Annotated in this window: 19 protein-coding genes; 11 read left to right on the top strand and 8 right to left on the bottom strand. The window is 66.2% G+C overall.

What is annotated here, in order from left to right; all coding sequences use genetic code 11:
• The first annotated feature begins 120 nt into the window (after positions 1-120).
• Entirely contained in the window at positions 121-804 is a 684-nt protein-coding gene (locus tag AC5RTT_RS02930; RefSeq protein ID WP_494143943.1) for an SGNH/GDSL hydrolase family protein, read from the top strand.
• Between the two features lie 305 nt (positions 805-1,109).
• Here the strand turns inward: AC5RTT_RS02930 and AC5RTT_RS02925 are convergent, their stop codons facing one another.
• Positions 1,110-2,075, bottom strand: coding sequence for a glycosyltransferase family 9 protein (locus AC5RTT_RS02925; RefSeq protein ID WP_494143942.1), 966 nt, complete (start codon positions 2,073-2,075; stop codon positions 1,110-1,112).
• On the bottom strand, positions 2,072-3,214 hold the full coding sequence (locus AC5RTT_RS02920) for a glycosyltransferase family 9 protein (protein WP_494143941.1): 1,143 nt from the start codon (positions 3,212-3,214) through the stop codon (positions 2,072-2,074). Before AC5RTT_RS02920 ends, AC5RTT_RS02925 begins: the two co-directional genes overlap by 4 nt.
• 209 nt (positions 3,215-3,423) lie before the next feature.
• On the opposite strand from AC5RTT_RS02920, the gene AC5RTT_RS02915 reads away from it, so the two are divergent.
• The 5 genes from AC5RTT_RS02915 to AC5RTT_RS02895 all read left to right on the top strand — a co-directional run bounded on the left by AC5RTT_RS02915 (position 3,424) and on the right by AC5RTT_RS02895 (position 8,043).
• Positions 3,424-3,726: a DUF4193 domain-containing protein gene (locus AC5RTT_RS02915; protein ID WP_009358564.1), complete on the top strand. Its 303-nt coding sequence runs from the start codon at positions 3,424-3,426 to the stop codon at positions 3,724-3,726.
• 138 nt (positions 3,727-3,864) lie between these two features.
• A complete protein-coding gene (locus tag AC5RTT_RS02910; RefSeq protein ID WP_494143940.1) occupies positions 3,865-4,593 on the top strand; it encodes a M50 family metallopeptidase in 729 nt (242 codons plus the stop codon).
• A gap of 9 nt (positions 4,594-4,602) precedes the next feature.
• Positions 4,603-5,694 carry a glutathione S-transferase family protein gene (locus AC5RTT_RS02905; protein ID WP_494143939.1) on the top strand — a complete coding sequence of 364 codons (1,092 nt, stop codon included), beginning with the start codon at positions 4,603-4,605 and terminating at the stop codon, positions 5,692-5,694.
• A 31-nt stretch (positions 5,695-5,725) separates the two neighbouring features.
• Entirely contained in the window at positions 5,726-6,835 is a 1,110-nt protein-coding gene (locus AC5RTT_RS02900; RefSeq protein WP_494143938.1) for a serine hydrolase domain-containing protein, read from the top strand.
• An 89-nt stretch (positions 6,836-6,924) separates the two neighbouring features.
• Positions 6,925-8,043 (top strand): FUSC family protein, encoded by a 1,119-nt coding sequence (locus AC5RTT_RS02895; RefSeq protein ID WP_494143937.1) that lies wholly within the window; start codon positions 6,925-6,927, stop codon positions 8,041-8,043.
• On the opposite strand, the gene AC5RTT_RS02890 is transcribed toward AC5RTT_RS02895, so the two are convergent.
• The 3 genes from AC5RTT_RS02890 to AC5RTT_RS02880 are packed head-to-tail and all read right to left on the bottom strand — an operon-like array spanning position 8,040 to position 11,660.
• On the bottom strand, positions 8,040-8,951 hold the full coding sequence (locus AC5RTT_RS02890; RefSeq protein WP_494143936.1) for a MaoC family dehydratase: 912 nt from the start codon (positions 8,949-8,951) through the stop codon (positions 8,040-8,042). The genes AC5RTT_RS02895 and AC5RTT_RS02890 overlap by 4 nt on opposite strands.
• Positions 8,948-10,288: a 3-oxoacyl-ACP reductase gene (locus AC5RTT_RS02885; protein ID WP_494143935.1), complete on the bottom strand. Its 1,341-nt coding sequence runs from the start codon at positions 10,286-10,288 to the stop codon at positions 8,948-8,950. Before AC5RTT_RS02885 ends, AC5RTT_RS02890 begins: the two co-directional genes overlap by 4 nt.
• A 10-nt stretch (positions 10,289-10,298) precedes the next feature.
• Positions 10,299-11,660, bottom strand: a complete 1,362-nt coding sequence (locus AC5RTT_RS02880) for an acetyl-CoA C-acetyltransferase (RefSeq protein ID WP_494143934.1) — start codon at positions 11,658-11,660, stop codon at positions 10,299-10,301.
• Between AC5RTT_RS02880 and AC5RTT_RS02875 the strand changes: the two genes are divergently transcribed.
• Together AC5RTT_RS02875 and AC5RTT_RS02870 are read left to right on the top strand one after the other, a co-directional pair.
• Positions 11,659-12,444: a TetR family transcriptional regulator gene (locus AC5RTT_RS02875; RefSeq protein WP_494143988.1), complete on the top strand. Its 786-nt coding sequence runs from the start codon at positions 11,659-11,661 to the stop codon at positions 12,442-12,444. The two genes, AC5RTT_RS02880 and AC5RTT_RS02875, sit on opposite strands and share 2 nt — an antisense overlap.
• Position 12,445: 1 nt before the next feature.
• Positions 12,446-14,554, top strand: coding sequence for an acyl-CoA dehydrogenase family protein (locus AC5RTT_RS02870; RefSeq protein ID WP_494143933.1), 2,109 nt, complete (start codon positions 12,446-12,448; stop codon positions 14,552-14,554).
• A gap of 90 nt (positions 14,555-14,644) precedes the next feature.
• On the opposite strand, the gene glgA is transcribed toward AC5RTT_RS02870, so the two are convergent.
• Positions 14,645-15,850, bottom strand: coding sequence for a glycogen synthase (gene glgA / locus AC5RTT_RS02865; protein ID WP_494143932.1), 1,206 nt, complete (start codon positions 15,848-15,850; stop codon positions 14,645-14,647).
• A gap of 101 nt (positions 15,851-15,951) precedes the next feature.
• On the opposite strand from glgA, the gene glgC reads away from it, so the two are divergent.
• From glgC to AC5RTT_RS02850, 3 genes are all read left to right on the top strand, one after another.
• Positions 15,952-17,361 carry a glucose-1-phosphate adenylyltransferase gene (glgC, locus tag AC5RTT_RS02860; RefSeq protein ID WP_494143931.1) on the top strand — a complete coding sequence of 470 codons (1,410 nt, stop codon included), beginning with the start codon at positions 15,952-15,954 and terminating at the stop codon, positions 17,359-17,361.
• A gap of 90 nt (positions 17,362-17,451) precedes the next feature.
• The gene (locus AC5RTT_RS02855) at positions 17,452-18,903 is read left to right on the top strand and encodes an SDR family NAD(P)-dependent oxidoreductase (protein ID WP_494143930.1); all 1,452 of its coding nucleotides are present in this window, start codon (positions 17,452-17,454) and stop codon (positions 18,901-18,903) included.
• A gap of 15 nt (positions 18,904-18,918) precedes the next feature.
• Positions 18,919-19,404: a pyridoxamine 5'-phosphate oxidase family protein gene (locus tag AC5RTT_RS02850; RefSeq protein WP_494143929.1), complete on the top strand. Its 486-nt coding sequence runs from the start codon at positions 18,919-18,921 to the stop codon at positions 19,402-19,404.
• Between the two features lie 36 nt (positions 19,405-19,440).
• Here AC5RTT_RS02850 and AC5RTT_RS02845 read toward each other — a convergent pair whose 3' ends face one another.
• The gene (locus AC5RTT_RS02845) at positions 19,441-20,292 is read right to left on the bottom strand and encodes a transglutaminase family protein (RefSeq protein ID WP_494143928.1); all 852 of its coding nucleotides are present in this window, start codon (positions 20,290-20,292) and stop codon (positions 19,441-19,443) included.
• Entirely contained in the window at positions 20,289-21,215 is a 927-nt protein-coding gene (locus tag AC5RTT_RS02840) for an alpha-E domain-containing protein (protein WP_009358288.1), read from the bottom strand. The genes AC5RTT_RS02845 and AC5RTT_RS02840 overlap by 4 nt, the downstream gene beginning before the upstream one ends.
• Between the last annotated feature and the right edge of the window lie 26 nt (positions 21,216-21,241).

Genomic DNA, 21,241 nt, shown 5'->3' with positions numbered 1-21,241 from the left:
CGAGACCAGCCCATCCTAGGACCACCCTGCACCCAAAGTCCTTTCGATGGATAAACTTCATCAAATATTTTCCTGGCTTTGTCGCTGGTAACTGCCGGCGGCCCGCGGCACCATGGGCAGATGGAGGAGATGACGACGGCGGATGCCATTCCTGGCCACGTGGTCTTGCTGGGTGATTCCATCTTTGACAATGCCGCCTACGTTGACGGCGGCCCCGACGTCGTTAACCAGTTGAGGCAGGAACTGCCATCCTGGCGGTGCTCGCTGTTGGCCCTCGACGGCGACACGATAGCGGGCGTCCACCGGCAGCTCCGGGCGCTGCCCGGGGACGCAACCCATCTCGTGGTCAGTGCCGGCGGGAACGATGCCCTTGGCTATGCCCCATTGCTGGAGGAGAAGGCCCCCTCGGTTGCAGGGGCGCTCGCAATGCTGGCACGGGCACAGGAAAGGTTCGCCGCGGAATACGACGCCATGTTCAAACAGTTGGCGGCAACCGGCCTGCCCTGCGCTGCCTGCACCATTTATGACACGCCCCCATCCGGACCAGACCATCCGGTCCTCAAGGCAGCTTTGTGCCTTTTCAATGATCCGATTACCAGGGTGGCCTTCTCCCGGCGGGCAACCCTGATTGACCTCCGCCTGATCTGCAGTGAAGACGGGGATTACGCGAACCCGATCGAACCCTCGTCACAGGGCGGGCTCAAGATTGCCAAGGCCGTCGCAGAGTTCGCGCGAATGCCGCAGCAAAGCGCGAACTCCGTTGTGGTGCTGGGGCGGCCGCAACAGCGGCACCCGCTGCACTAATGGGGCCTTAATCTCCGTGGATGCCTGCCCCGTTCCCCCGGGTCTGCACCGGATACTGCCGGACGGAACTGAACCCGGCGGTGCTCTATACGCTCCGCGCGCTTCTGCTGCCGGCGCGCCTTGCGCTCGGAACGGTCGATGGCCGAAAGGATGCTCAGCGTCACCGTGACCCACAACAACGCTGCCAAAAACACCAAGCCAATTTCCATCTCAGTGCCCATGCTTAATTTTAGGCTGCCGCAGCCCCGCCGGCGGGGCTGCGGCGACAATTTATGAGCGGTCCCGCCGATCAGGGTGATCACCACCTAGAACAGGCCCAACTCCCGAACGGCAGCCAGAACGTCCGGGACCTTAATCGCCAGCAAAGCAGGGTCCGGCTCCGCTGAGAACGTGTCACCCCGCCGCAAATCCGCACGCGTCAGGACAATATGCGGGCCCGGCGGAGGCCCCCAGATTTCAGGCGGCGCGGGCCCGAACAGCACCACGGACGGGGTGCCGTACGCCGAGGCCAGGTGCGCGGCCCCGGTATCCGCAGAGATCACCAGGCGTGCCGCGGCGATCGTCGCCGCGAACTCCCCCAGCGAAAGTTCACCGGCCAGCACAGCCCCGGGCGCGAGGCCGGCCCGGCGGCACACGTCCATGGCCCTGTCCTTCTCCCCGCTGCCCCCCGTAAAGACGACCTTGTGGCCAGCTTCCACCAGGATGGCGGCAACCGCAGCGAAACGCTCAGCCGGCCACAGCCGGCTGCCGTAGGCTGCCCCGACGTGCAGGACCGTGGCGCCGGGAACGGGGCTGGGGACGTGCGGCAGGTGCAGGCCTACATCCAACGGGTCCGCGTCGATGCCATGCCACTCCAGGAGCCGGACCCAGCGTTCCCGTTCATGCAGTTCCGCGCGCCACGGCGGCCCTTCCCGGTCCGGGCTTCGATGCCCGATGGTCCGCCGGGCCTTGAGGGCGTCGATCCGTCCCTGGCTTTCCGGGCCGCTTCCGTGCAGATTGACCGCAACATCCACCACTCCCGCTTCCACGGCAAGCGGCTCGTCAAGGCCGTGGGTGGGCAGCAGTTCGTAACCGCCCACCAGGCCCAAAGCTTCCGAAAGCCACCCCTGCGCCGCATACCGCAGCCTGTGTTCGGGATACGCCCGCCGGAGCGCCTTCAGCGCCGGGACAGCAACCAGGAGGTCACCCAGCTTCAGGGCACGCAGGACCAAAAGCTCCGGTTTTCCATCGATGACGTCGCTGCCAGGTTCAAGGTTCTGCCCTACGCTCATGCGCCCTGCCTGACTGCTGCCGTTGCCATCAGGCTCCGCACATCCTCGTACACATCACGCACCGGGACGCCTGCAACAATGGAGTCGTTGTGCACGCAGCGCGGGGCGGTCCAGCCCACCTGCGTGACATCGATGCCGCAGGTGGGGCACGTGGTCACCCAGGCGGCATGGATCCGGTGCAGGCTTCGGCCCAGTGCCCCAGCATTAATAACGTTCCCTGCCCAGAAGATTCCTACCGTGGGCACGCCGAGGGCTTGGGCAAGGTGGCGGGGACCGCTGTCATTTCCGACCACCACGGCGGCTTCCGCCATCAGGCACACTAACCCGGCCATGTCCAGTGCCCCGGCCACCGAGGTGACGGCTGCCGATGCCGCCTGTTCCGCAATCTGCTCCGCCAGTTCCTGCTCGCTCTTGTCCCCGACGATCACCACCCGGCAGCCGTCGGCCGCGCAGGCGGCTGCAAGTTCGGCGAATTGCCCAACCGGCCAACGACGGCGGGGATCAGTCGCGCCGGGATGGATCACCACGAGGGGCTGGCCGCCGTCGTCCGTACCGTTATATTTGCCGCGCAACTTTGCGTGAGGTTCGAGGCGGGCCTCGAGGTCAACCGGGAACGCGCCGGCGAACCCCGCCACCTCCACTGCCCGGAGGGGTTCGTGCTGGTAGTAGAGGTATGGAACAGTCCGTTCCAGGCTGGCGGCGTCGGGCGTCCGGGTACCCACCGTGTGACGGGCTCCGAGCCGGAGCAGGAAAGGGTTTGAATATCTGCCCCCGCCGTGCACCTGGACGGCGAGATCGAAGTGCCGGGCCCGCATGTCCGCAAAAAAGGCCTCCAGCGCTTCCGGGTCTTCATCACCGGGACGGACTCCCTCTGAATACGGGAGTATGCACACCTCGTCCACCGGACTTTTCACTGCCGCCAGCAGCGACTTATGGATTGGTGAGCCCAAGAGGGTCAAGGTGGCATCCGGATATGCCGCCTTCAGGGCGGCCATGGCCGGGATGGCGAAGATCAAGTCGCCCAAACCGCCGCCCCGCAACACAGCGATCCTGGACACGGAATCGAACTTTTCCAGCACCGGGCCGACTCCTACGCCAACCTGCCCGGCACCACCGAACTCTGCAGTGAGCTGCTCCACATACGCCCCTTCGATTCGGGCGGAGATCGCGCCGCTTGCCGCGGGCCTCCGCTGCCTGCGCGGCCATCACACCCGCCGGGTGTGATGGCCGCCTCCCCTGAACCCGTACCCAGGCGGGGGCAAATATACTCCGCCTATTGGGGAATAGCCGTCCGATGCTGTACGTTTCATACGCGACAGGCGAACCAAAGAAAAGAGAAGCACCCAAAGTGGCAACCGATTACGATGAACTGCGCTCCGACGTCAAGGAATCGCAGGACAACTCCCTCGAGCAGCTCCAGTCAGCAAATGCTCCCGACGCGCGCAGCGTCGTCCTTGAGCTGGATGAAGCTGACGGGCTCGACGGCGCCGGCGTTCCCGGTGGCGAATTCGTCGCCGAGGAGCTCGTGGTACAGGTCATTCCGCAGGCTGACGACGAGTTCACCTGCTACTCCTGCTTCCTTGTCCGCCACCGGTCGCAGATTGCCCGCCAGAAGGATGGGCACAGCTACTGCACCGAGTGCGAGGGCTAGGAAGACAGGCCAGACGCGGCGCTGCGGATTAGTCCGTGGCCCCGCCGGCTCGAATGGCACGCTGCCCGGCAGCGTGCCTTTCCGCTTTTAAGCCGGCTTCAAGGCAACGTCCAGCAGCCGCTAGTACTGTAGGCGGCTATGGAATTGTGGCAAACCCTGGTCGTCTCGCTCCGCCGTACGGAGGTTCCGGCCATTACCTTCCAGGAGCTCCTGCTGGTGCTGCTCGTGGCAACGGCGCTCTCCATTCCCCGGCGCTCCTGGCGCTACTTCGGCCTGCTGGCAACAGCGGTCCACGAGCTGGGCCACGCCTTCGCCGCAGTCACCAGCGGGCAACGGCTGTCCGGCATCAGGCTTCGGCTCGACCATTCCGGAACCACCACCAGCTACAGCCGGAGCAGGGCCGCGGCGGCCTGGTCCTGCTTCTGGGGTTACCCCGTGCCCGCCATCGTCGGCGCCGGATTCGTGATCGCCGGTTTCAGCGGATGGGGACCGGCAGCGATTGCGGCCAGCACCCTTGTCCTGGCGGCATCCATGCTCTTCCTCCGGAACGTGGCGGGATTCCTTGTCACCGCCCTTGCCATTGCCTGTGCGCTGGTCCTCATCCTGCTGGTGCCGGACGCTTTCGTGGGCCATGTCGCCGTCGTCCTGGGCGTGGCCATGCTGGTGGCAGCCGTCAGGGACCTTTTCAAACTGGCAAACGTCCACCTCCGCCGCAGGGACCGGCTGGGGACGTCCGACGCCTACCTCCTGTACCGCGCCACCGCCGTGCCGTCCGCTGTATGGATTGCCCTGTTCGCCGTTCTTGTGGCCGGCTCCTGGTTGGCCGCCTGGCAGCCCATCTCCCTTATCCTTGCCCGGGGCGCTTAGGCTAGTGCCATGAGCCAGGAAACGGACAGCATCCAGCAGGCCGCCAGCGGCACGACGGCGAACCACAGCACCCGTGGCGCGTACGTGACCGGGGGTGCCGAATTCACCCGGGATACCAACTACATCGAGGACCGGATCACCCGGGACGCCAGGCCCGGGGACAACGGAGAGCCGGGCTGGCTGGTGGAAGCGGGGCGTTACCGCCTCATTGCAGCGCGCGCATGCCCCTGGGCCAACAGGGCTGTGATCGTCCGGCGCTTGCTGGGCCTGGAGGACGCCATTTCCCTGGGACAGCCTGGCCCCACCCATGATGCACGTTCCTGGACGTTCGACCTCGACCCGGGCGGTGTGGATCCGGTCCTGGGGATCGAACGGCTTCAGGAAGCATATTTCAAGCGTTTCCCGGGATATCCCCGCGGCATCACGGTCCCCGCGATCGTGGACGTCGCGAGTGGAGAGGTGGTCACGAACAATTTCCCACAGATCACCCTCGATTTTTCCACTGAGTGGACCGAATTCCACCGGCCAGGGGCGCCAAGGCTCTACCCGGAAAATTTGCGCGAAGAGATCGACCAGGTCAATAAGAGGGTGTTCACCGAGGTGAACAACGGGGTGTACCGGTGTGGCTTTGCCGGGTCTCAGGAGGCCTACGACACAGCCTACGAGCGTTTGTGGGCCGCCCTGGACTGGCTGGAGGACCGGCTGTCCCGCCAGCGCTACCTGGTGGGAGACACCATTACGGAAGCAGACGTCCGGCTTTTCACCACGCTGGCGCGCTTCGACGCCGTCTATCACGGCCACTTCAAATGCAACCGCCAGAAGCTCACCGAAATGCCCGCGCTCTGGGCTTACGCAAGGGATCTGTTCCAGACGCCCGGCTTCGGGGACACCACCGACTTCGTGCAGATCAAGCAGCACTATTACATCGTCCATGAAGACATCAACCCCACCGGGATCGTCCCTGCCGGTCCCGACCTTGGCGGATGGCTCGAAGAGCACGGCCGCGAGGCACTGGGCGGCCGGCCTTTCGGGGACGGGACTCCCCCGGGCCCCGTCAGGAAGGGTGAGGAAGTGGCAGCAGGACACGGAGCCGGCCACTAGAAGGAAAGCGTTTTCTGGATAGACTGTCCGGGTGCAGACACCCCACGGCTTCGTAGCGCCCGGTTTTGACAACGTCCTGGACCTGTTCGAGTCCTTCCTCGCCGAGAATCCCGGCTACAGCGCGCAGGTGGCTGCCTATCATCACGGGACGCGCGTTGTAGACATCACCGGCGGCCCCCACATGAGCCCGGATACCCTTACCGGGGCATACTCCTGTTCCAAAGGCGTGGCAGCGATGGTCGTGGCCCTGCTGGTACAGGACGGACTCCTTGACCTGGACAGCACCGTGGCCAGCTACTGGCCCGAGTTCGCTGCACATGGCAAGGACCGGCTGCTGGTCCGCGAGGCCCTGTCCCACCAGGCGGGGCTGATGGGCCTTGAGGGAGGGTTCCGCCTGGACGAGTTCACTACGCCTGCTGCAGCGGAGCGGCTGGCTGCGGCCAAACCCACCTGGCAGCCAGGGCGCCAGTTCGGTTACCACGCCCTGACCATCGGGATCCTCATGGAAGAGCTGTGCCGGCGTGCGGCGGGCGAATCACTGCAAAGCCTCTATGAGCGCCGGATCCGCAAGCCGGAGAACGTCGACTTCTTCCTGGGCCTGCCGGCAGACCTGGAACCGCGTTACCGTGACGTCCTCTACCAGGAACCGGCCGGGCAGCCCTGGCTCGATCCACTCAGTTTGGATGGCCTGAACAGCAACGCTCCGGTCAGCAACATCATGGAGCTCCCCAACATCCGCAGCGTCCGCGCGGCAGGAATGTCAGCAGCCGGCGGCGTAGGATCGGCGGAAGGCCTCGCCAGGCTCTATGCTGCCGCCACCACCGGCGCGGAGGGCGAACCGCCGTTCCTCACTTCCGAAACAATTGACCTGATGGCGGAGGAACAGGTGTGGGGGCTCGACCGGTCCTCAGGGCTGGATAACGCTTTCGCCGTCGTCTTCATGAAGCCGCACCCCTCCCGGAACTTCGGCAGCCACCGCGCTTTCGGCCATGAAGGGGCCAACGCCGCGTTGGGTTTTGCCGACCCCGCCTACTCCCTGTCCTTCGGCTACATTCCCCGCCGGCAGGAGGACGGACGCACCCCTGGAAGGGCCCACCGGCTCGCTGCAGAGGTACGCCGTTCGGCGGCTGCATTGTCCTAGGAGTACTTCGACAGCCCACCTTTCGCGTGCTCTTCCGCGCCTGACCAGCGGCTTTGGACGCTCCCGGAATGCGCCATAGTGTGGAACGGATGGGTAATACTCAAGTACGGCAGCAAGTCCGGTGGGCCAGGGGAACCCGTCTTCTGAAGCAGTCGTTGGAAGGACTGTCGGCGGCATTCGCCGCCCAGCGGCTCCAACTGGCGGCGAAGGCCGCCGTTGCGGCCGGACTGGCTTTCGCCATCGCGCCGTTCATGCCGGGAGCCGCCGCCAACTATCCCTACTACGCACCGCTGGGCGCTTTGGTGGCGATGTACCACAACGTTGCCGGCTCTGTAAGGCAGGGCCTGCAGGCCCTGGTCGGGCTCGCCCTGGGCATCGGCATAGCCATCGTCCTCGTCACCATCACCGACCCGTCCCCGCTCGCCGTCGCAGCGCTAATGGGGATTGGTGTGCTGCTCGGTGGACTCCCCCGCATCGGGTCAGGCAGCGATTGGGTTCCGACGGCGGCCCTGCTGGTCCTGCTGGTGGGCGGTAGCAATGCGGACGACTTTTCGTTCGGATACCTTCTGCAGATGGGCGTGGGCGTGTCGGTGGGCATCGCCGTGAACTTCCTGCTTTGGCCGCCGCTGCACTTCAAGGCAGCAGCAGCCAGCCTGGACGATCTCCGGCGTGCCCTCGGCCGGCAACTGACCGATATGGGAACGGCCTTGAAGGAGGAATGGCCTCCGGAGCATGAAGACTGGTCCCGCCGGTCGGACGAACTTGCGGAGGCTGCCCGTTCCGTTCGGCACCTGGTCGACGAAGCGGACGCAAGCCGCCGGGCGAATCCCCGCCGGAAACTCCACCCGCGGGACGTGGACCTTGACTACCGGACCCTGCGTGAGCTTGAACGCGTGACTTTCTATATCCAGGACATGACCGATGTGCTCTCGGACGTGATCTGGGTCAGAGACGTGCCTTACGCGGTGCCGGTACAGGACAGCGGCCCGCTTGCTGATGCCATGACGGCGACCGGTGAGCTGCTGCACTCGTACACCGACAGCGATGAGCCGACGCAGCGCGAGCGGTTCCAGGCCGCGAGGGATGCGGTGGAGGCCAGTATGGCCGCCACCGCGTCCCGGAAAACAACGGGTGACACGGTTCCGGCGTCGGAGTCGATCCTGCTGAGCCTCCACCGCATCCTGCGGGCCGTCGGGCGGGCCGACTAAAGCGCGGTGACGGAACCGCTGAAATGGCGTCGGCCGGACCGGGGGTTCCAAGCGACAAAGCGCGAACGCCGCCAGGCCCCCGAATCGTCCTGCTCGCTTCCAATCTCCAGGGCCACCCTGCATGGGAGGAACACCGGCGCGTCGAAATCGACGTCCCAGGTGAAGGAATCGCCGCGGATGGAACCGACGTCGGCGAGCGCGCGTGAGGCCAGGTACATGCCATGGGCGATGGAACGCCGCATGCCCAGGGCTTTCGCCGACAGGACGCTGAGGTGGATCGGGTTGAAGTCGCCGGACACGGCGGCGTACGCCCGTCCCGCGTCCACACCCAGTTGCCACAGCGCGGTCGGATCCGGCGCCTTGAAGTCGCCCTTCGGCGGTGCCGCCGAGGGCTTATCGACTCCGGGCAGGAACACCCCCTTGGCCAAATACGTGGAGGTTCCCCGCCAGGAGATGTCCTCTTTTCCTGCGAGGCGCACCTCCGCGACGACGTCCACTTGCGTACCTGCGCGGTGACCCCGGAGGTTCTCCACCCTGGCCGTGATGTCCAAGGCGTCCGTGAACAGGACGGGGGAGCGCTGTTCCACGCTGTTGTGCAGGTGGATCATGCCCAGCAAGGGCAGCGGGAAGTCATCCCTGTTCATCACGCTCATGGCCACCGGGAAGGACAGGGCGTGGATGAACCCGGCGGGCAGGACGTCACTGGCCGTCTCTCCCAGGAGGTGCTGGTAGGCGGTCAGGTTGGCCACATCCACGGTCACACCACGGACTTCATGGCTCTCCGACGGAAGGGCCGCCTGGTCGTGGGTCCCCAGCAGCCGGCGCCTGGCCGCCTGGGCGGCCGCGTTGACATACAGCTTGGACAGCGACGGCATGTCGCCGAGGATGACCGGCTGCGCGGGCGTCATGCCCCCACCATGTTCTGCCCGCAGACCCGCAACACCTCACCGTTGATGCCCCCGGCGGCGTCACTGGCGAGGAACGCTATGGTTTCGGCGACGTCGGACGGCTTGCCGCCCTGCTGCAGGGAGTTGGCCCGGCGGGCCACTTCCCGCAGGGCGAACGGAATCCGCTCGGTCATTTCGGTCTCGATGAACCCCGGCGCGACGGCGTTAATGGTGCCACCGGCAGTCACCAGCAGTGGTGCCGTTGCGCGGACCATCCCCATCACTCCCCCCTTGGACGCGGCGTAGTTGGTTTGCCCCCGGTTGCCGGCAATGCCGCTGGTGGAGGCAACAGAAACAATACGTGGTGCCGGCCCGAACTGTTCAGATGCGAGCAGTGCCTCATTGATCCGCAACTGGGCGGAGATGTTGATGTTGATCACCGAACTCCAGCGCCCGTGGTCCATGTTGGCCAGCAGCTTGTCCCGGGTGATGCCTGCGTTATGGACCATGATGTCCAACCGCCCATGCCGCTGCACGGCATGTTCCAGGATCTTCTGGCCGGCGTCTTCCCGGGTGATATCCAGCTGGAGGGCGGTCCCCTTCACCGCATTGGCCACAGCAGCCAAATAGTCTCCTGCCGAGGGCAGGTCCACCAGCACCAGCGTTGCGCCGTCGCGGTGCAGCGTGCGGGCAATCTGGGCACCAATGCCCCTGGCGGCCCCGGTCACCACGGCCACCTTGCCTGCCAGCGGCCTCTCGACGTCGTCCGGAAGGCTTCCTGCGGCGCTGGATACGGTCAGGAACTGGCCGTCCACATAGGCCGAACGGCCGGAAAGGAAGAACCGCAGCGCAGCCAGAACAGAAGGACTGGCTGCCTCCACTCCCCCGGCGAGGAGGATACCGTTCCCGGTGGCACCGGCACGGAGCTCCTTTGCCAGGGAGCGGAGGAACCCGTCCACGGCCTGCCGGGCAGCGGCCGCCGCCGGCGTGTCTGCCTCCCGGGACGGGCGCGAAACGGTCACCACGCGGGCAGAGGGGCCGAGGTCCCGGAGGGAGCCCGCTGCGGCAAGGACCGGCTTCTCAAGATCCTGGGGATGCGCCACCTCGTCCAAGACCAGAATGATGGCGCCAAGCTTTTCCCGCGGTACGGCATGCCGCCGGACATCGAGGTCCCATGACAAAAGTTCTGCGGCCAGTTTGTCGGCCGCTGCCGATTCACCCAGGACTACAACAGGTCCGGTAACCAGTGGTTGCCCGGGTTCATACCTGCGCAGGACTGCCGGCTGCGGCAGTCCCAGCTTCCTGGCCACATTCTTGCCGAGCCCCTGGTTCACCAGCTGGGCGTACTTGTCCGTCATCAGGTTCCCCCTACAGCGATTCGAGAAGAGCGACGACGCCCTGTCCACCGGCCGCGCAAACAGAGACCAGGCCCCGGGCCGGGCGGCCGTCGACGTTGCCCTTTTCGTGCAGCTGTTTGGCGAGTGAGGCCACAATCCTGCCTCCGGTAGCGGCGAAGGGGTGCCCGGCTGCCAGCGACGATCCGTTGACATTGAGGCGTGCCCGGTCGATCTTCCCGTATGCCCCGTCCAGGCCGAGCCGGGTCCGGCCGAATTCCTCGTCCTCCCAGGCGGCAAGCGTGCTGAGAACAGTGGCGGCGAACGCCTCATGGATCTCGAAGTAGTCGATGTCCGCCAGGGTGAGGTTGTGCCGGGCCAGCAGCCGGGGCACAGCGAAGACCGGCGCCATCAGCAGCCCGTCCTTGCCGTGCACAAAGTCCACCGCAGCGGCCTCGGCGTCCACCACCGCGGCGAGCTTGGGAAGGTCGCGGGCGTCGGCCCACTCGTCCGAGGCCAGCAGGACGGTGGAGGCGCCGTCGGTCAAAGGGGTGGAGTTGCCGGCCGTCATGGTCGCATCGGAGCCCAGGCTCCTGCCGAATACCGGCTTAAGGGACGCCAGCTTTTCCATCGAGGTATCAGCCCGGAGGTTGCCGTCCCGCGTGAGCCCGCGGTATGGCGTGATGAGGTCGTCGAAGAATCCCGAGTCGTATGCCGCGGCGAGGTTGCGGTGGCTGTTCAGGGCCACCTCGTCCTGCGCCTCACGGGAGATCTTCCACTGCGCCGTGGTGAGCGCCTGGTGTTCCCCCATTGAAAGGCCCGTCCGCGGTTCAGCGGTACCCGGCGCCAGCGGGGCCAGGTCCTTGGGCCGAAGGCGGCTGAGGATCTGCAGCCGCTGGGGAAGGGTCTTGGCGCGGTTAAGATCCAGGATCACTTCCCGGAGCCCCTCGCTCACCACCACCGGCGCATCGGAGGCGGAGTCCACACCGCCGGCAATTGCCGAGTCGAGCTGTCCCAGCTTGATCTTGTTCGAAAGCCCCACCACGGTTTCCAGTCCCGTGGCGCAGGCCTGCTGCAGGTCATAGGCCGGCGTCTCCGGGGACAGGGCCGAACCCAGGACTGCCTCCCGGGTGAGGTTGAAATCCCTGGAGTGCTTCAGGACCGCACCGGCCGCCACCTCACCCAGCCGTTCATCCTGGAGCCCGAAGCGTGCGATCAGGCCGTCAAGGGCCGCCGTCAGCATGTCCTGGTTCGAAGACTTGGCGTAGGCGGCACCGGCACGGGCAAACGGAATCCTGTTTCCTCCCACAACCACCGCCCTTCGGAAGGCGGGGGTTGAACTGGCTGCGGCGCCTGGTGCTGCGGGGCCGTTGATGGACTGTCCGTCAATGGACATGGCTGTCTCCTCTGGTCACAAGCAATTACCGATACCCAGCGTACCTGATACGCTGGGTATCGTGAATATTTCGGAACCCTCCCCTCACGCGTCACCTGCCGGGCCAAGCGCCGACGGCAGATCGTCACGCTGGCAGACCCACCGGGAGGAGCGGCGGCGCGAACTGATCAAGCAGGCGCGGCGCGCGGTGCACGCGTTGGGCAGCGACGCCTCCATGGAAGACATTGCCGCGGCTGCTGGAACATCCAAGTCGGTTTTCTACCGCTACTTCGGAGACAAGGCCGGCCTGCAGCAGGCCGTGGGCGAAGTAGTCCTCGACCAGATGCAGCGCCGCATCCGGGAGGCCGCCCAGAGCGCACTGACGCCTCGGGAGGGGTTGCTGGCCATGGTGGCGGCCTACTTGCAGATGGCCGACACGAGCCCGAATGTCTACACCTTCGTGACCCGTTCCGCTGCCGCGGAGTCTGCCGACGCTGCCCCGGGAGGGCCGGTGTCCGGCGCCCTGGGACACTTCTTTGACGCCGTGGCGGAGATGATCGCAACGCCCATGCGCTCGCATCTGGGCGACGGCAAGGAATCCGTCATCGGTTACTGGCCCAAGGCAGCCATCGGCCTGGTCCGCAATGCGGGCGAACAGTGGCTGAGCACGCCTGATTCCCCCGCAAAGCCGGGCCAGGAAGCCATGGCACGGCAGATCACCGCCTGGCTTTGCGTTGGCATTGCCCCCGAACTGACCCCTTTAAGCACCACCAAACCGCCTGTCAGCACCAGCAAAGGATATTGACATGACCGAAGTAGTGGACCGCCCCGCCGGCAAGGGCCACAAGCCTGCCACCACGGCCCACCCCGTAAACGACCACGCCCAGCCTGCGGTCAACGTTGACGCGCTGGGCAGGCAGCTCCTCGGCAAGTGGGCGGCCGTCCGCCTGCAGTCAAGGGACCTGGCAGGGCGTCCCGAACTCCACAAGGTCGAGGGGCTTCCGCATACTGAGCACCGCGCCCGGGTGTCCGGGCAGCTGCAGTACCTTGTGGACAACAGTGCTGTCCACCGCGCCTTCCCCTCCGCATTGGGCGGCTCCGACGACCACGGCGGCAACATCGCCGGGTTCGAGGAACTTGTCGTGGCCGACCCGTCCCTGCAGATCAAGGCAGGTGTGCAGTGGGGCCTCTTTGGTTCGGCCGTCATGCACCTGGGCACGGAAGAACACCACGCCAAATGGCTTCCCGGCATCATGAGCCTGGAAATCCCTGGCTGCTTCGCCATGACCGAAACCGGCCACGGCTCCGATGTGGCCAGCATTGCCACCACCGCCACCTACCACCCGGAATCCGAAGAGTTTGTGGTGCACACTCCTTTCCGCGCCGCCTGGAAGGACTACATCGGAAACGCCGCCATCGACGGGCTGGGAGCAGTGGTGTTCGCGCAGCTCATCACCCGAGGGGTCAACCATGGCGTCCACGCTTTCTACGTCGACCTTCGCGATCCCCGGACGAGGGAATTCCTTCCGGGCATAGGCGGTGAGGATGACGGCGTCAAGGGCGGGCTCAATGGCATCGACAACGGCCGGCTGCACTTCACGAACGTCCGCATCCCCCGTGCCAACCTCCTGAACCGCTACGGTGACGTGGCCGCCGACGGCACCTACTCGTCCCCCATCGCGAGCCCGGGCCGCCGTTTCTTCACCATGCTCGGCACCCTGGTCCAGGGGCGGGTTTCCCTGGACGGGGCGGCAGTGGCTGCCTCCAAGGTAGCCCTCAAGGCAGCCGTCCACTACGCCGCCGAGCGCCGCCAGTTCAACGCGTCCAGCCACACGGACGAAGAAGTCCTGCTCGACTACCAGCGCCACCAGCGGCGGCTGTTCACCCGGCTCGCCACCACGTACGCCGCCGGTTTCGCCCACGAACAGCTCCTGCAGAAGTTCGACGACGTCTTCTCCGGCGCCACCGACACAGATGCGGACCGCCAGGACCTGGAAACCCTCGCCGCGGCACTGAAACCGCTCAGCACCTGGCATGCCCTGGATACGCTGCAGGAATGCCGGGAAGCCTGCGGCGGCGCCGGCTTCCTGATCGAGAACCGGTTCGCATCGCTGCGGGCGGACCTGGACGTCTATGCCACTTTCGAGGGGGACAACACCGTCCTGCTGCAACTGGTGGCCAAACGCCTCCTGGCCGACTACGCGAAGGAATTCCGCAGCGTGGATTTCGGCGTCCTGGCCCGCTATGTGGTGGGCCAGGCCACCGGCGCTGCCATCCACCGCACCGGGCTGCGGCAGGTGGCCCAGTTCATGGCGGACACGGGTTCGGTGCAGAAGGCGGCGATTGCCCTGCGTGACGAGGAAGGCCAGCGCGCCCTCCTCACCGACCGGGTACAGACCATGGTGGCTGAGGCGGCAGCGGCGCTGAAAGGCAGCAACAGGCTCTCGCAGGAACAGGGCGCCGCGCTGTTCAACCGGCATCAGAACGAACTGATCGACGCAGCGCAGGCCCATGCCGAGCTGCTGCAGTGGGAGGCCTTCACGGAGGCGCTCCGCGACGTCACCGATCCTGGCACGAAAACAGTGCTGACCTGGCTTCGGGACCTCTTCGGCCTCAGCCTGATCGAAAAGAACCTGTCGTGGTACCTCATGAACGGCCGTCTCTCCATGCAGCGCGGCCGTACCGTGGGTGAATACATCAACCGGCTGCTGGTGAAGATCCGCCCGCACGCCCTGGACCTGGTTGATGCCTTCGGCTACGGCGACGAGCACGTCCGGGCAGCCATTGCCACCGGCGCCGAGAAGACCCGGCAGGACGAAGCCCGGGCGCACTTCCGGACCCAGCGGGCCAGCGGCAAGGCACCTGTCGACGAAAGGGTGCTGCTGGCCAGGACCGCGGCCGGGCGCCACAGCTGACCCAGGCCCTGCTGCTGACTGAGGACAAGACGACGGCGCCGCCTCCCCGCGAGGGAAGCGGCGCCGTCGTCGTTCTGTTGTAAGGAACGGTCAGCGTGCCGCGGGCAGCACCGAGCGGTACACCTCAAGCGTGGTTTCGGTGATGGACTCCCAGGAGAAGTGCTTCTCGGCGCGGAGCCGGCCCGCCTGTCCCATGGCGCGGGCGCGTTCGGGGTCCGACACCACCTCGGTCAGGGCCGCGGCGAACTCGCTGACGAACTTCTCCGGGTCCAGCGGCGTGCCGGTGCCGTCTGTGACCTGCTCCAGGTCCACCAGCAGGCCGGTCTGGCCGTGCTCGACCACTTCGGGGATGCCGCCCGTGGCGCTGGCAACGACGGCGGCGCCGCAGGCCATCGCCTCGAGGTTCACGATGCCCAGGGGCTCGTAGATGGAGGGGCAGGCGAAGGCGGTGGCGTGGCTGAGCACCTGGATCAGTTCATGCCGGGGCAGCATACGTTCGATCAGCACGACGCCGGTCCGCTGGCTTTGCAGGTCCTCGATCAGCCGGGCGGTCTCGGCGGCCAGTTCCGGGGTGTCTGCGGCGCCGAGGCACAGGACCAGCTGGACGTCGTCGGGCAGCTTCGCTGCGGCCCGGAGGAGGTATGGCACACCCTTCTGGCGGGTGTTCCTGCCCACAAACACGACGCTCGGCTTGGCGGGGTCGATGCCCAGGGCACGGACGGCGTCGTCGTTTTCGTCCCGGTTCCACAGCTCGACGTCGATGCCGTTGTGCACCACGCGGACCTTGGCCGGATCCACGCTGGGGTAGCTGCGCAGGATGTCCTGGCGCATGCCTTCGGACACCGCGATGATCGCCGCTGCTGCCTCGTAAGCGGTCTTCTCGACCCAGGATGAGAGCGCGTACCCGCCGCCGAGCTGCTCGGCCTTCCACGGACGCAGCGGCTCCAGGCTATGGGCGCTCAGGACGTGCGGGATGCCGTGCAGCAGCGAGGCCAGGTGCCCTGCCATGTTGGCGTACCAGGTATGCGAATGGACCAGGTCCGCGCCCTCGACGTCCGGAACGATCCGCAGGTCCACGCCGAGCGTCTGGACGGCGGCATTAGCCGAGCCCAGATCCTCCGGCACGGAGTAGGACGTCACATGGGCGCCATGGTAATCGGCGTCGCGGGGAGCCCCAAAAGCACGAACCTGCAGGTCAACGTGCTTACTAAGCACCCTGCTCAATTCGGCCACATGCACCCCGGCGCCGCCGTAGATCTCCGGCGGGAACTCTTTAGTCACAATGTCTATTCGCACAAGACCCAAGGTAGTCCTTCACGCATAACTGTTCTAGTGTGAAGGAGTCCGGGCATGCCGGACTGTTTGGGGAGATACGAAGGCGTACAGGAGCGACCACTATGCCGTTGAACAAAAAAGTCCTGGCCATTGTCCTCGCAGGCGGCGAGGGAAACAGACTGATGCCACTGACGGCAGACCGCGCGAAACCGGCGGTGCCCTTCGCGGGCAGCTACCGCCTTATCGACTTTGCCCTGTCCAACCTGGTGAATTCCCGCTACCTGCAGATCGTCGTCCTGACCCAGTACAAGTCGCATAGCCTGGACCGACATATTTCCGAGACCTGGCGGATGTCCACGCAGCTGGGCAACTACGTTGCCTCGGTGCCGGCGCAGCAGCGCGTCGGCAAGAGCTGGTTCCTGGGCAGCGCCAACGCCATTTACCAGTCCTTGAACCTCATCCACGACGCCAACCCGGACATTGTGGTGGTGGTCGGCGCCGACCACGTGTACCGCATGGACTTCGCCCAGATGGTGGCGCAGCACGTCAGCAGCGGTGCCAAGGCTACCGTGGCCGCCGTCCGCCAGCCCCTCAACATGGCCAACCAGTTCGGCGTCATCGAGGTGGACCAGAACGATCCGCAGAAGATTGCCGCGTTTGTGGAGAAGCCCGCCTCCACGCCCGGCCTGGCAGCCGATCCCACCCAGTTCCTCGCCTCCATGGGCAACTACGTGTTCGACGCCGACGCCCTGGTGGACGCCCTGCACGTGGACGCCGAGCGGCTGGACACCAAGCACGACATGGGCGGGGACATCATCCCCTACTTCGTCAACCAGGGCGAGGCGGGCGTCTACGACTTCACGCTGAACGAGATTCCCGGATCCACCGAACGGGACCGCACCTACTGGCGTGACGTTGGAACCATCGACTCCTTCTACGACGCGCACATGGACCTGATCTCCCCGCTGCCGGTCTTCAACCTCTACAACTCCGAATGGCCCATCTACACCCGCCAGAGCATCTCCCCGCCGGCCAAGTTCGTCCGCGGCCAGAACAACACCGTGGGCACGGCGCTGGACTCCATCGTCTCCAGCGGCGTGGTCATCTCGGGCGGCGTGGTGGAGGGCTCTGTCCTGTCCAACGACGTCTACGTGGCAACCAGCAGCCGCGTGATCGACTCCGTCCTGATGGACAAGGTGCAGGTGGGTGCGGGCGCAGTCATCAACCGTGCCATCATCGACAAGAACGTCAAGGTTCCCGCCGGGGCAGCCATCGGACTTGACGCCGACCTGGACCGGGCGCGCGGCTTCAAGGTCACCGAGTCCGGCATCACCGTCCTCGCCAAAGGCCAGAAAGTTCCCGAACCCGGGGAAGAGGAGAGGCAGCTGGCAGCCAGGAACCTGCACCTCGTCCCCAACGCGGTCAAGGCTGCCGCGGCACAGTACCCGGATGTCCGGGAGTCCGTGGACAAGGTTGCCCAGACCCACGCCGCTGCCGCTGCTGACGCCGGACCCCGGGCCCGGCTCTCCTAGCTGCTAACTGGCTTTTCCACGGTGGGCGGCACCCCAACGGGTGCCGCCCACCGTGTTTAAGCTGCCGCTTCGAGCTGTAAAATTAGCCTAATGAGCTCCCCCGACCTGACCCCTGAGGAAATCCAGGCCTGCCTCAAGGTCCTGAACACCATCCACGCCTATGACGAGGAGCACCCGGACTACGTGTCGGTGCGCCGCGCCACCGGGAAGATGTTCAAGGCCGTCAAGCGGCACCGCCGGGTCACCAAGCGGGACCTCATCGCCGAAGCCGACCGCGCCGTCCTCGCCCAGACGGCAACCGCCGCACCAGACAGGATCGACGACGAAACACGCGGCAACAAGCTGGCTCCCTCCGCCACCGGGAAAGTGGCCGGGCACCTCATCCGGTCCCGGCCGTGCTACATCTGCAAGCAGCACTACACACAGGTGGACGCCTTTTACCACCAGCTGTGCCCGGAGTGCGCTGCCTTCAGCCACAGCAAGCGCGATGCCCGGACAGACCTGACCGGCCGTCGTGCTCTGCTGACCGGAGGCCGGGCAAAGATCGGGATGTACATTGCGCTGCGGCTGCTGCGCGACGGCGCCCACACCACCATCACCACGCGTTTCCCCAAGGATGCCGCGCGCCGCTTCGCCGCCATGGAGGACAGCGCCGACTGGCTGCACCGGCTACGCATCGTGGGCATCGACCTCCGCGACCCCGCACAGGTCATGGCACTCACGGATTCCCTCAACGGGGCAGGTCCGCTGGACATCATCATCAACAACGCGGCGCAGACGGTCCGACGCTCCGGCAACGCCTACAAGCCGCTGGTGGACGCCGAGGACGAGCCCCTGCCCGCCGCGCTGGAGCGGGCGAACGGCGGTCCCGAACTGCTGACCTTCGGCCACGCGCACGACAAACACCCCTTGGCGCTGGCCGGCAGCGTCACGGAGCATCCCGTGCTGGCCGGTGACGCCATCACATCGCTTGCACTGTCCACCGGCTCCGCTTCACTGGAACGCATCGCGTCCGGGACGGCGATCGACGCCGGCGGGCTGGTGCCGGACCTCGCCACGATCAACAGCTGGACCCAGGTGGTGGACGAGGTGGACCCGCTGGAGATGCTCGAAGTGCAGCTCTGCAACGTCACGGCCCCGTTCCTGCTGGTCAGCCGGCTGCGGGAAGCCATGAAACGGTCCACGGCCCGGCGCAAGTACATCGTCAACGTCTCCGCCATGGAGGGCCAGTTCTCCCGCGCCTACAAAGGCCCGGGGCACCCGCACACCAACATGGCCAAGGCTGCGCTGAACATGATGACGCGGACCAGTGCGCAGGAAATGCTGGAGACGGACGGGATCCTGATGACCGCCGTCGATACCGGGTGGATCACCGACGAGCGCCCGCACTACACCAAGGTCCGGCTGATGGAGGAAGGCTTCCACGCCCCCTTGGACCTGGTGGACGGCGCCGCCCGCGTCTACGACCCCATCGTCATGGGTGAGAACGGCGAGGACCAGTACGGCGTGTTCCTGAAGGACTACAAACCCGGCCCCTGGTAGAGGTAAGCTCGCGGCATGAACGCCGAGCCAGCCTCCACTCAACAGCCGCCGTCCGCAGTCGAGAACCTCGAACACCATGAATGCTGGGCCATGCTCCGCACGGTATCCGTCGGCAGGCTCGCCATCGTGGTCGACGGGCGCCCGGACATCTTCCCCATCAACTACACCGTGGACGGCGGCACAGTGGTGTTCCGTACCGGCGAGGGCACCAAGCTGTCCGGCGCCTCGGGCGACTCTGCGGTGGCGCTTGAAGCCGACGGGGTGGATCCCTCGACGGGCATGGCCTGGAGCGTGGTGCTCAAGGGCTCCTCTGCCGTGGTCAGGGGCACTGAGGAAGTCCTGGACACGGCCCGGCTGTACCTTTTCCCCTGGCAGGCCGGGCACAAGGACGCCTTCGTCCGGATCACACCGGACAGCGTGACCGGACGCCGGTTCAAGGTGACCGAACCCCTGACCTGGTGGACCCAGCACAGCAGCGCTGCAAAGTCCTCACCGGAATAATCCGGCCAGGGACCCTGAGCCGGGCCCCGGGCGTGGTCAGGCGAGCTGGGTAATCTCCACGGTCACGCTTAGGGCCGACCCGCCGCCGCCGGAGAGGATGCCCTTGAGCGGGGAGACGTCCCGGTAGTCACGCCCCCGTGCAACGGTAACGTGGAAATCGCCGGCGGGCTTGTGGTTGGTGGGGTCCCAGCTCCGCCATTCACCGTCCCACCACTCAAGCCAGGCGTGGGACTGTCCGGCGACAGTCTCCCCGATGCCGGCGCTGGAGCGTGGATGCAGGTAGCCGGAGACGTAGCGGGCCGGTATGCCGCAGCTGCGCAGCGCCCCGATCGCAAGGTGGGCCAGGTCCTGGCAGACGCCCTGGCGCTGGCCCCAGGCCTCTTCTGCGTTGGTGGTGACGCCGGTGGATCCGGACATGTAGGTCATCTCACCGCGCATCCACGCAAAGATCGCCATGGCGGCCTCGTGCGGGTTCTTCCCGGCAACCACCTGCGGGATGATTCCCAGGACCTCCCCGCCGGGGCCGCTGAGCCGGGACTGCGGCAGCCAGTCGCTGAACGTGTTCAGCGTTTCCGGCGACGCGAGGACGTCCCAGCCCGCGATGTCCGCCTCGGACGGGATCTTCTCGGCCCGGTGCACCTCGACAGTGATGTTGGAGACCACCTCCAGGTGCTCATGCGGCATCTGCATGTCGAAGGCCGTGACCCGGGTGCCCCAGTAGTCGCGGTAGGTGCTGACGGCCGCCTGCGACGGCGAGACCTTCACCACCGATTCCAGCACCACCTGCTGGGAGTCCGTCAACGGCGTCATCCTTGCCTCGTTGTAGGACAGGGTGACGCGCTTGTTGTACTTGTACGCCGTCTTATGGGCGATGCTCAGCCGGGTCATGAAACTTCTCCCACCCAGGCCAGTTCGTCCGCCTGATTGAAGTACTTACGGGAAATGGCGTCCGAAGCCTGGGACACTGCCTTCTGCACGCGCTCCATGTGTTCGGGCAGCTCGGACATGAGGTCGTCGGTGCGGTGGAACTCAAGGAACGTGCGGGCCTGGCCAACGATGCGGCGGGCGTCGTTGATGAAGCCCACCCGCTGCGCGGAGGGATCGAGTTTGGCCAGGCATTCGTCGGCGTCGCGCAGGGCGTAGACGATGGAGCGGGGGAACAGCCGGTCCAGCAGCAGGAACTCGGCCGCGTGCTGGTCGCCGAAGGCGGCGCGGCGGGTCCGGAGGAAGGACTCGTAGGCGCCCGCGCAGCGGAGCATGTTCACCCAGGACATGCCTGCAGACAGGACGTCCCGGGTGGACAGCATGCGGGCGGTCATGTCCGCGCGTTCCAGGGAGCGGCCCAGCACCAGGAACAGCCAGCTCTCGTCATGGCTCACGGTGGTGTCCGCCAGGCCGCTGACCATGGCGGTGCGTTCCAGGGTCCAGTTGCAGAACCGGTAGGTGCCCACCACGTCCTTGCGGTGCTGGCTCAGACCGTAATAGGTGGTGTTGAGGCTTTCCCAGAGGCCGGAGGACACTGTTTCGCGGGCACGCCGTGCGTTCTCGCGGGCAGCCCCGAGGGAGCCGGCGATGGATGTGGCGCTGGTCTTGTCATACGCCAGGGCGTGCAGGAGTTCCGGCAGCCCGAAGTCCTCGTTCTGCGGCCGGGCGCCCATGACGGCCAGGAGTTCCTGGGCCACGCTCTTGCGTTCTTCCATTGGCAGGTGGTTCAGCCGCTCCAGGTGGACGTCCAGGATGCGTGCGGTGCCGTCCGCCCGCTCCACATAGCGGCCGATCCAGAACAGGGATTCGGCAATTCGGCTAAGCATTCGCGGCTACCTCCTGCGGGCCCGAA

This window comes from Arthrobacter sp. Y3221157, assembly GCF_059089865.1.
This window is presented reverse-complemented; position numbering and strand designations above follow the sequence as displayed.

Excerpts from the sequence above, each read along its gene's own strand:
- AC5RTT_RS02880 (WP_494143934.1), bottom strand. The coding sequence starts at position 11,660 with ATGTCCATTGACGGACAGTCCATCAACGGCCCCGCAGCACCAGGCGCC.
- AC5RTT_RS02905 (WP_494143939.1), top strand. The coding sequence starts at position 4,603 with ATGAGCCAGGAAACGGACAGCATCCAGCAGGCCGCCAGCGGCACGACG.
- AC5RTT_RS02850 (WP_494143929.1), top strand. The coding sequence starts at position 18,919 with ATGAACGCCGAGCCAGCCTCCACTCAACAGCCGCCGTCCGCAGTCGAG.
- AC5RTT_RS02870 (WP_494143933.1), top strand. The coding sequence starts at position 12,446 with ATGACCGAAGTAGTGGACCGCCCCGCCGGCAAGGGCCACAAGCCTGCC.
- AC5RTT_RS02890 (WP_494143936.1), bottom strand. The coding sequence starts at position 8,951 with ATGACGCCCGCGCAGCCGGTCATCCTCGGCGACATGCCGTCGCTGTCC.
- AC5RTT_RS02930 (WP_494143943.1), top strand. The coding sequence starts at position 121 with ATGGAGGAGATGACGACGGCGGATGCCATTCCTGGCCACGTGGTCTTG.
- AC5RTT_RS02845 (WP_494143928.1), bottom strand. The coding sequence starts at position 20,292 with ATGACCCGGCTGAGCATCGCCCATAAGACGGCGTACAAGTACAACAAG.
- AC5RTT_RS02885 (WP_494143935.1), bottom strand. The coding sequence starts at position 10,288 with ATGACGGACAAGTACGCCCAGCTGGTGAACCAGGGGCTCGGCAAGAAT.
- AC5RTT_RS02855 (WP_494143930.1), top strand. The coding sequence starts at position 17,452 with ATGAGCTCCCCCGACCTGACCCCTGAGGAAATCCAGGCCTGCCTCAAG.
- AC5RTT_RS02925 (WP_494143942.1), bottom strand. The coding sequence starts at position 2,075 with ATGAGCGTAGGGCAGAACCTTGAACCTGGCAGCGACGTCATCGATGGA.
- AC5RTT_RS02910 (WP_494143940.1), top strand. The coding sequence starts at position 3,865 with ATGGAATTGTGGCAAACCCTGGTCGTCTCGCTCCGCCGTACGGAGGTT.
- AC5RTT_RS02875 (WP_494143988.1), top strand. The coding sequence starts at position 11,659 with ATGGCTGTCTCCTCTGGTCACAAGCAATTACCGATACCCAGCGTACCT.
- AC5RTT_RS02895 (WP_494143937.1), top strand. The coding sequence starts at position 6,925 with ATGGGTAATACTCAAGTACGGCAGCAAGTCCGGTGGGCCAGGGGAACC.
- glgC (WP_494143931.1), top strand. The coding sequence starts at position 15,952 with ATGCCGTTGAACAAAAAAGTCCTGGCCATTGTCCTCGCAGGCGGCGAG.
- AC5RTT_RS02840 (WP_009358288.1), bottom strand. The coding sequence starts at position 21,215 with ATGCTTAGCCGAATTGCCGAATCCCTGTTCTGGATCGGCCGCTATGTG.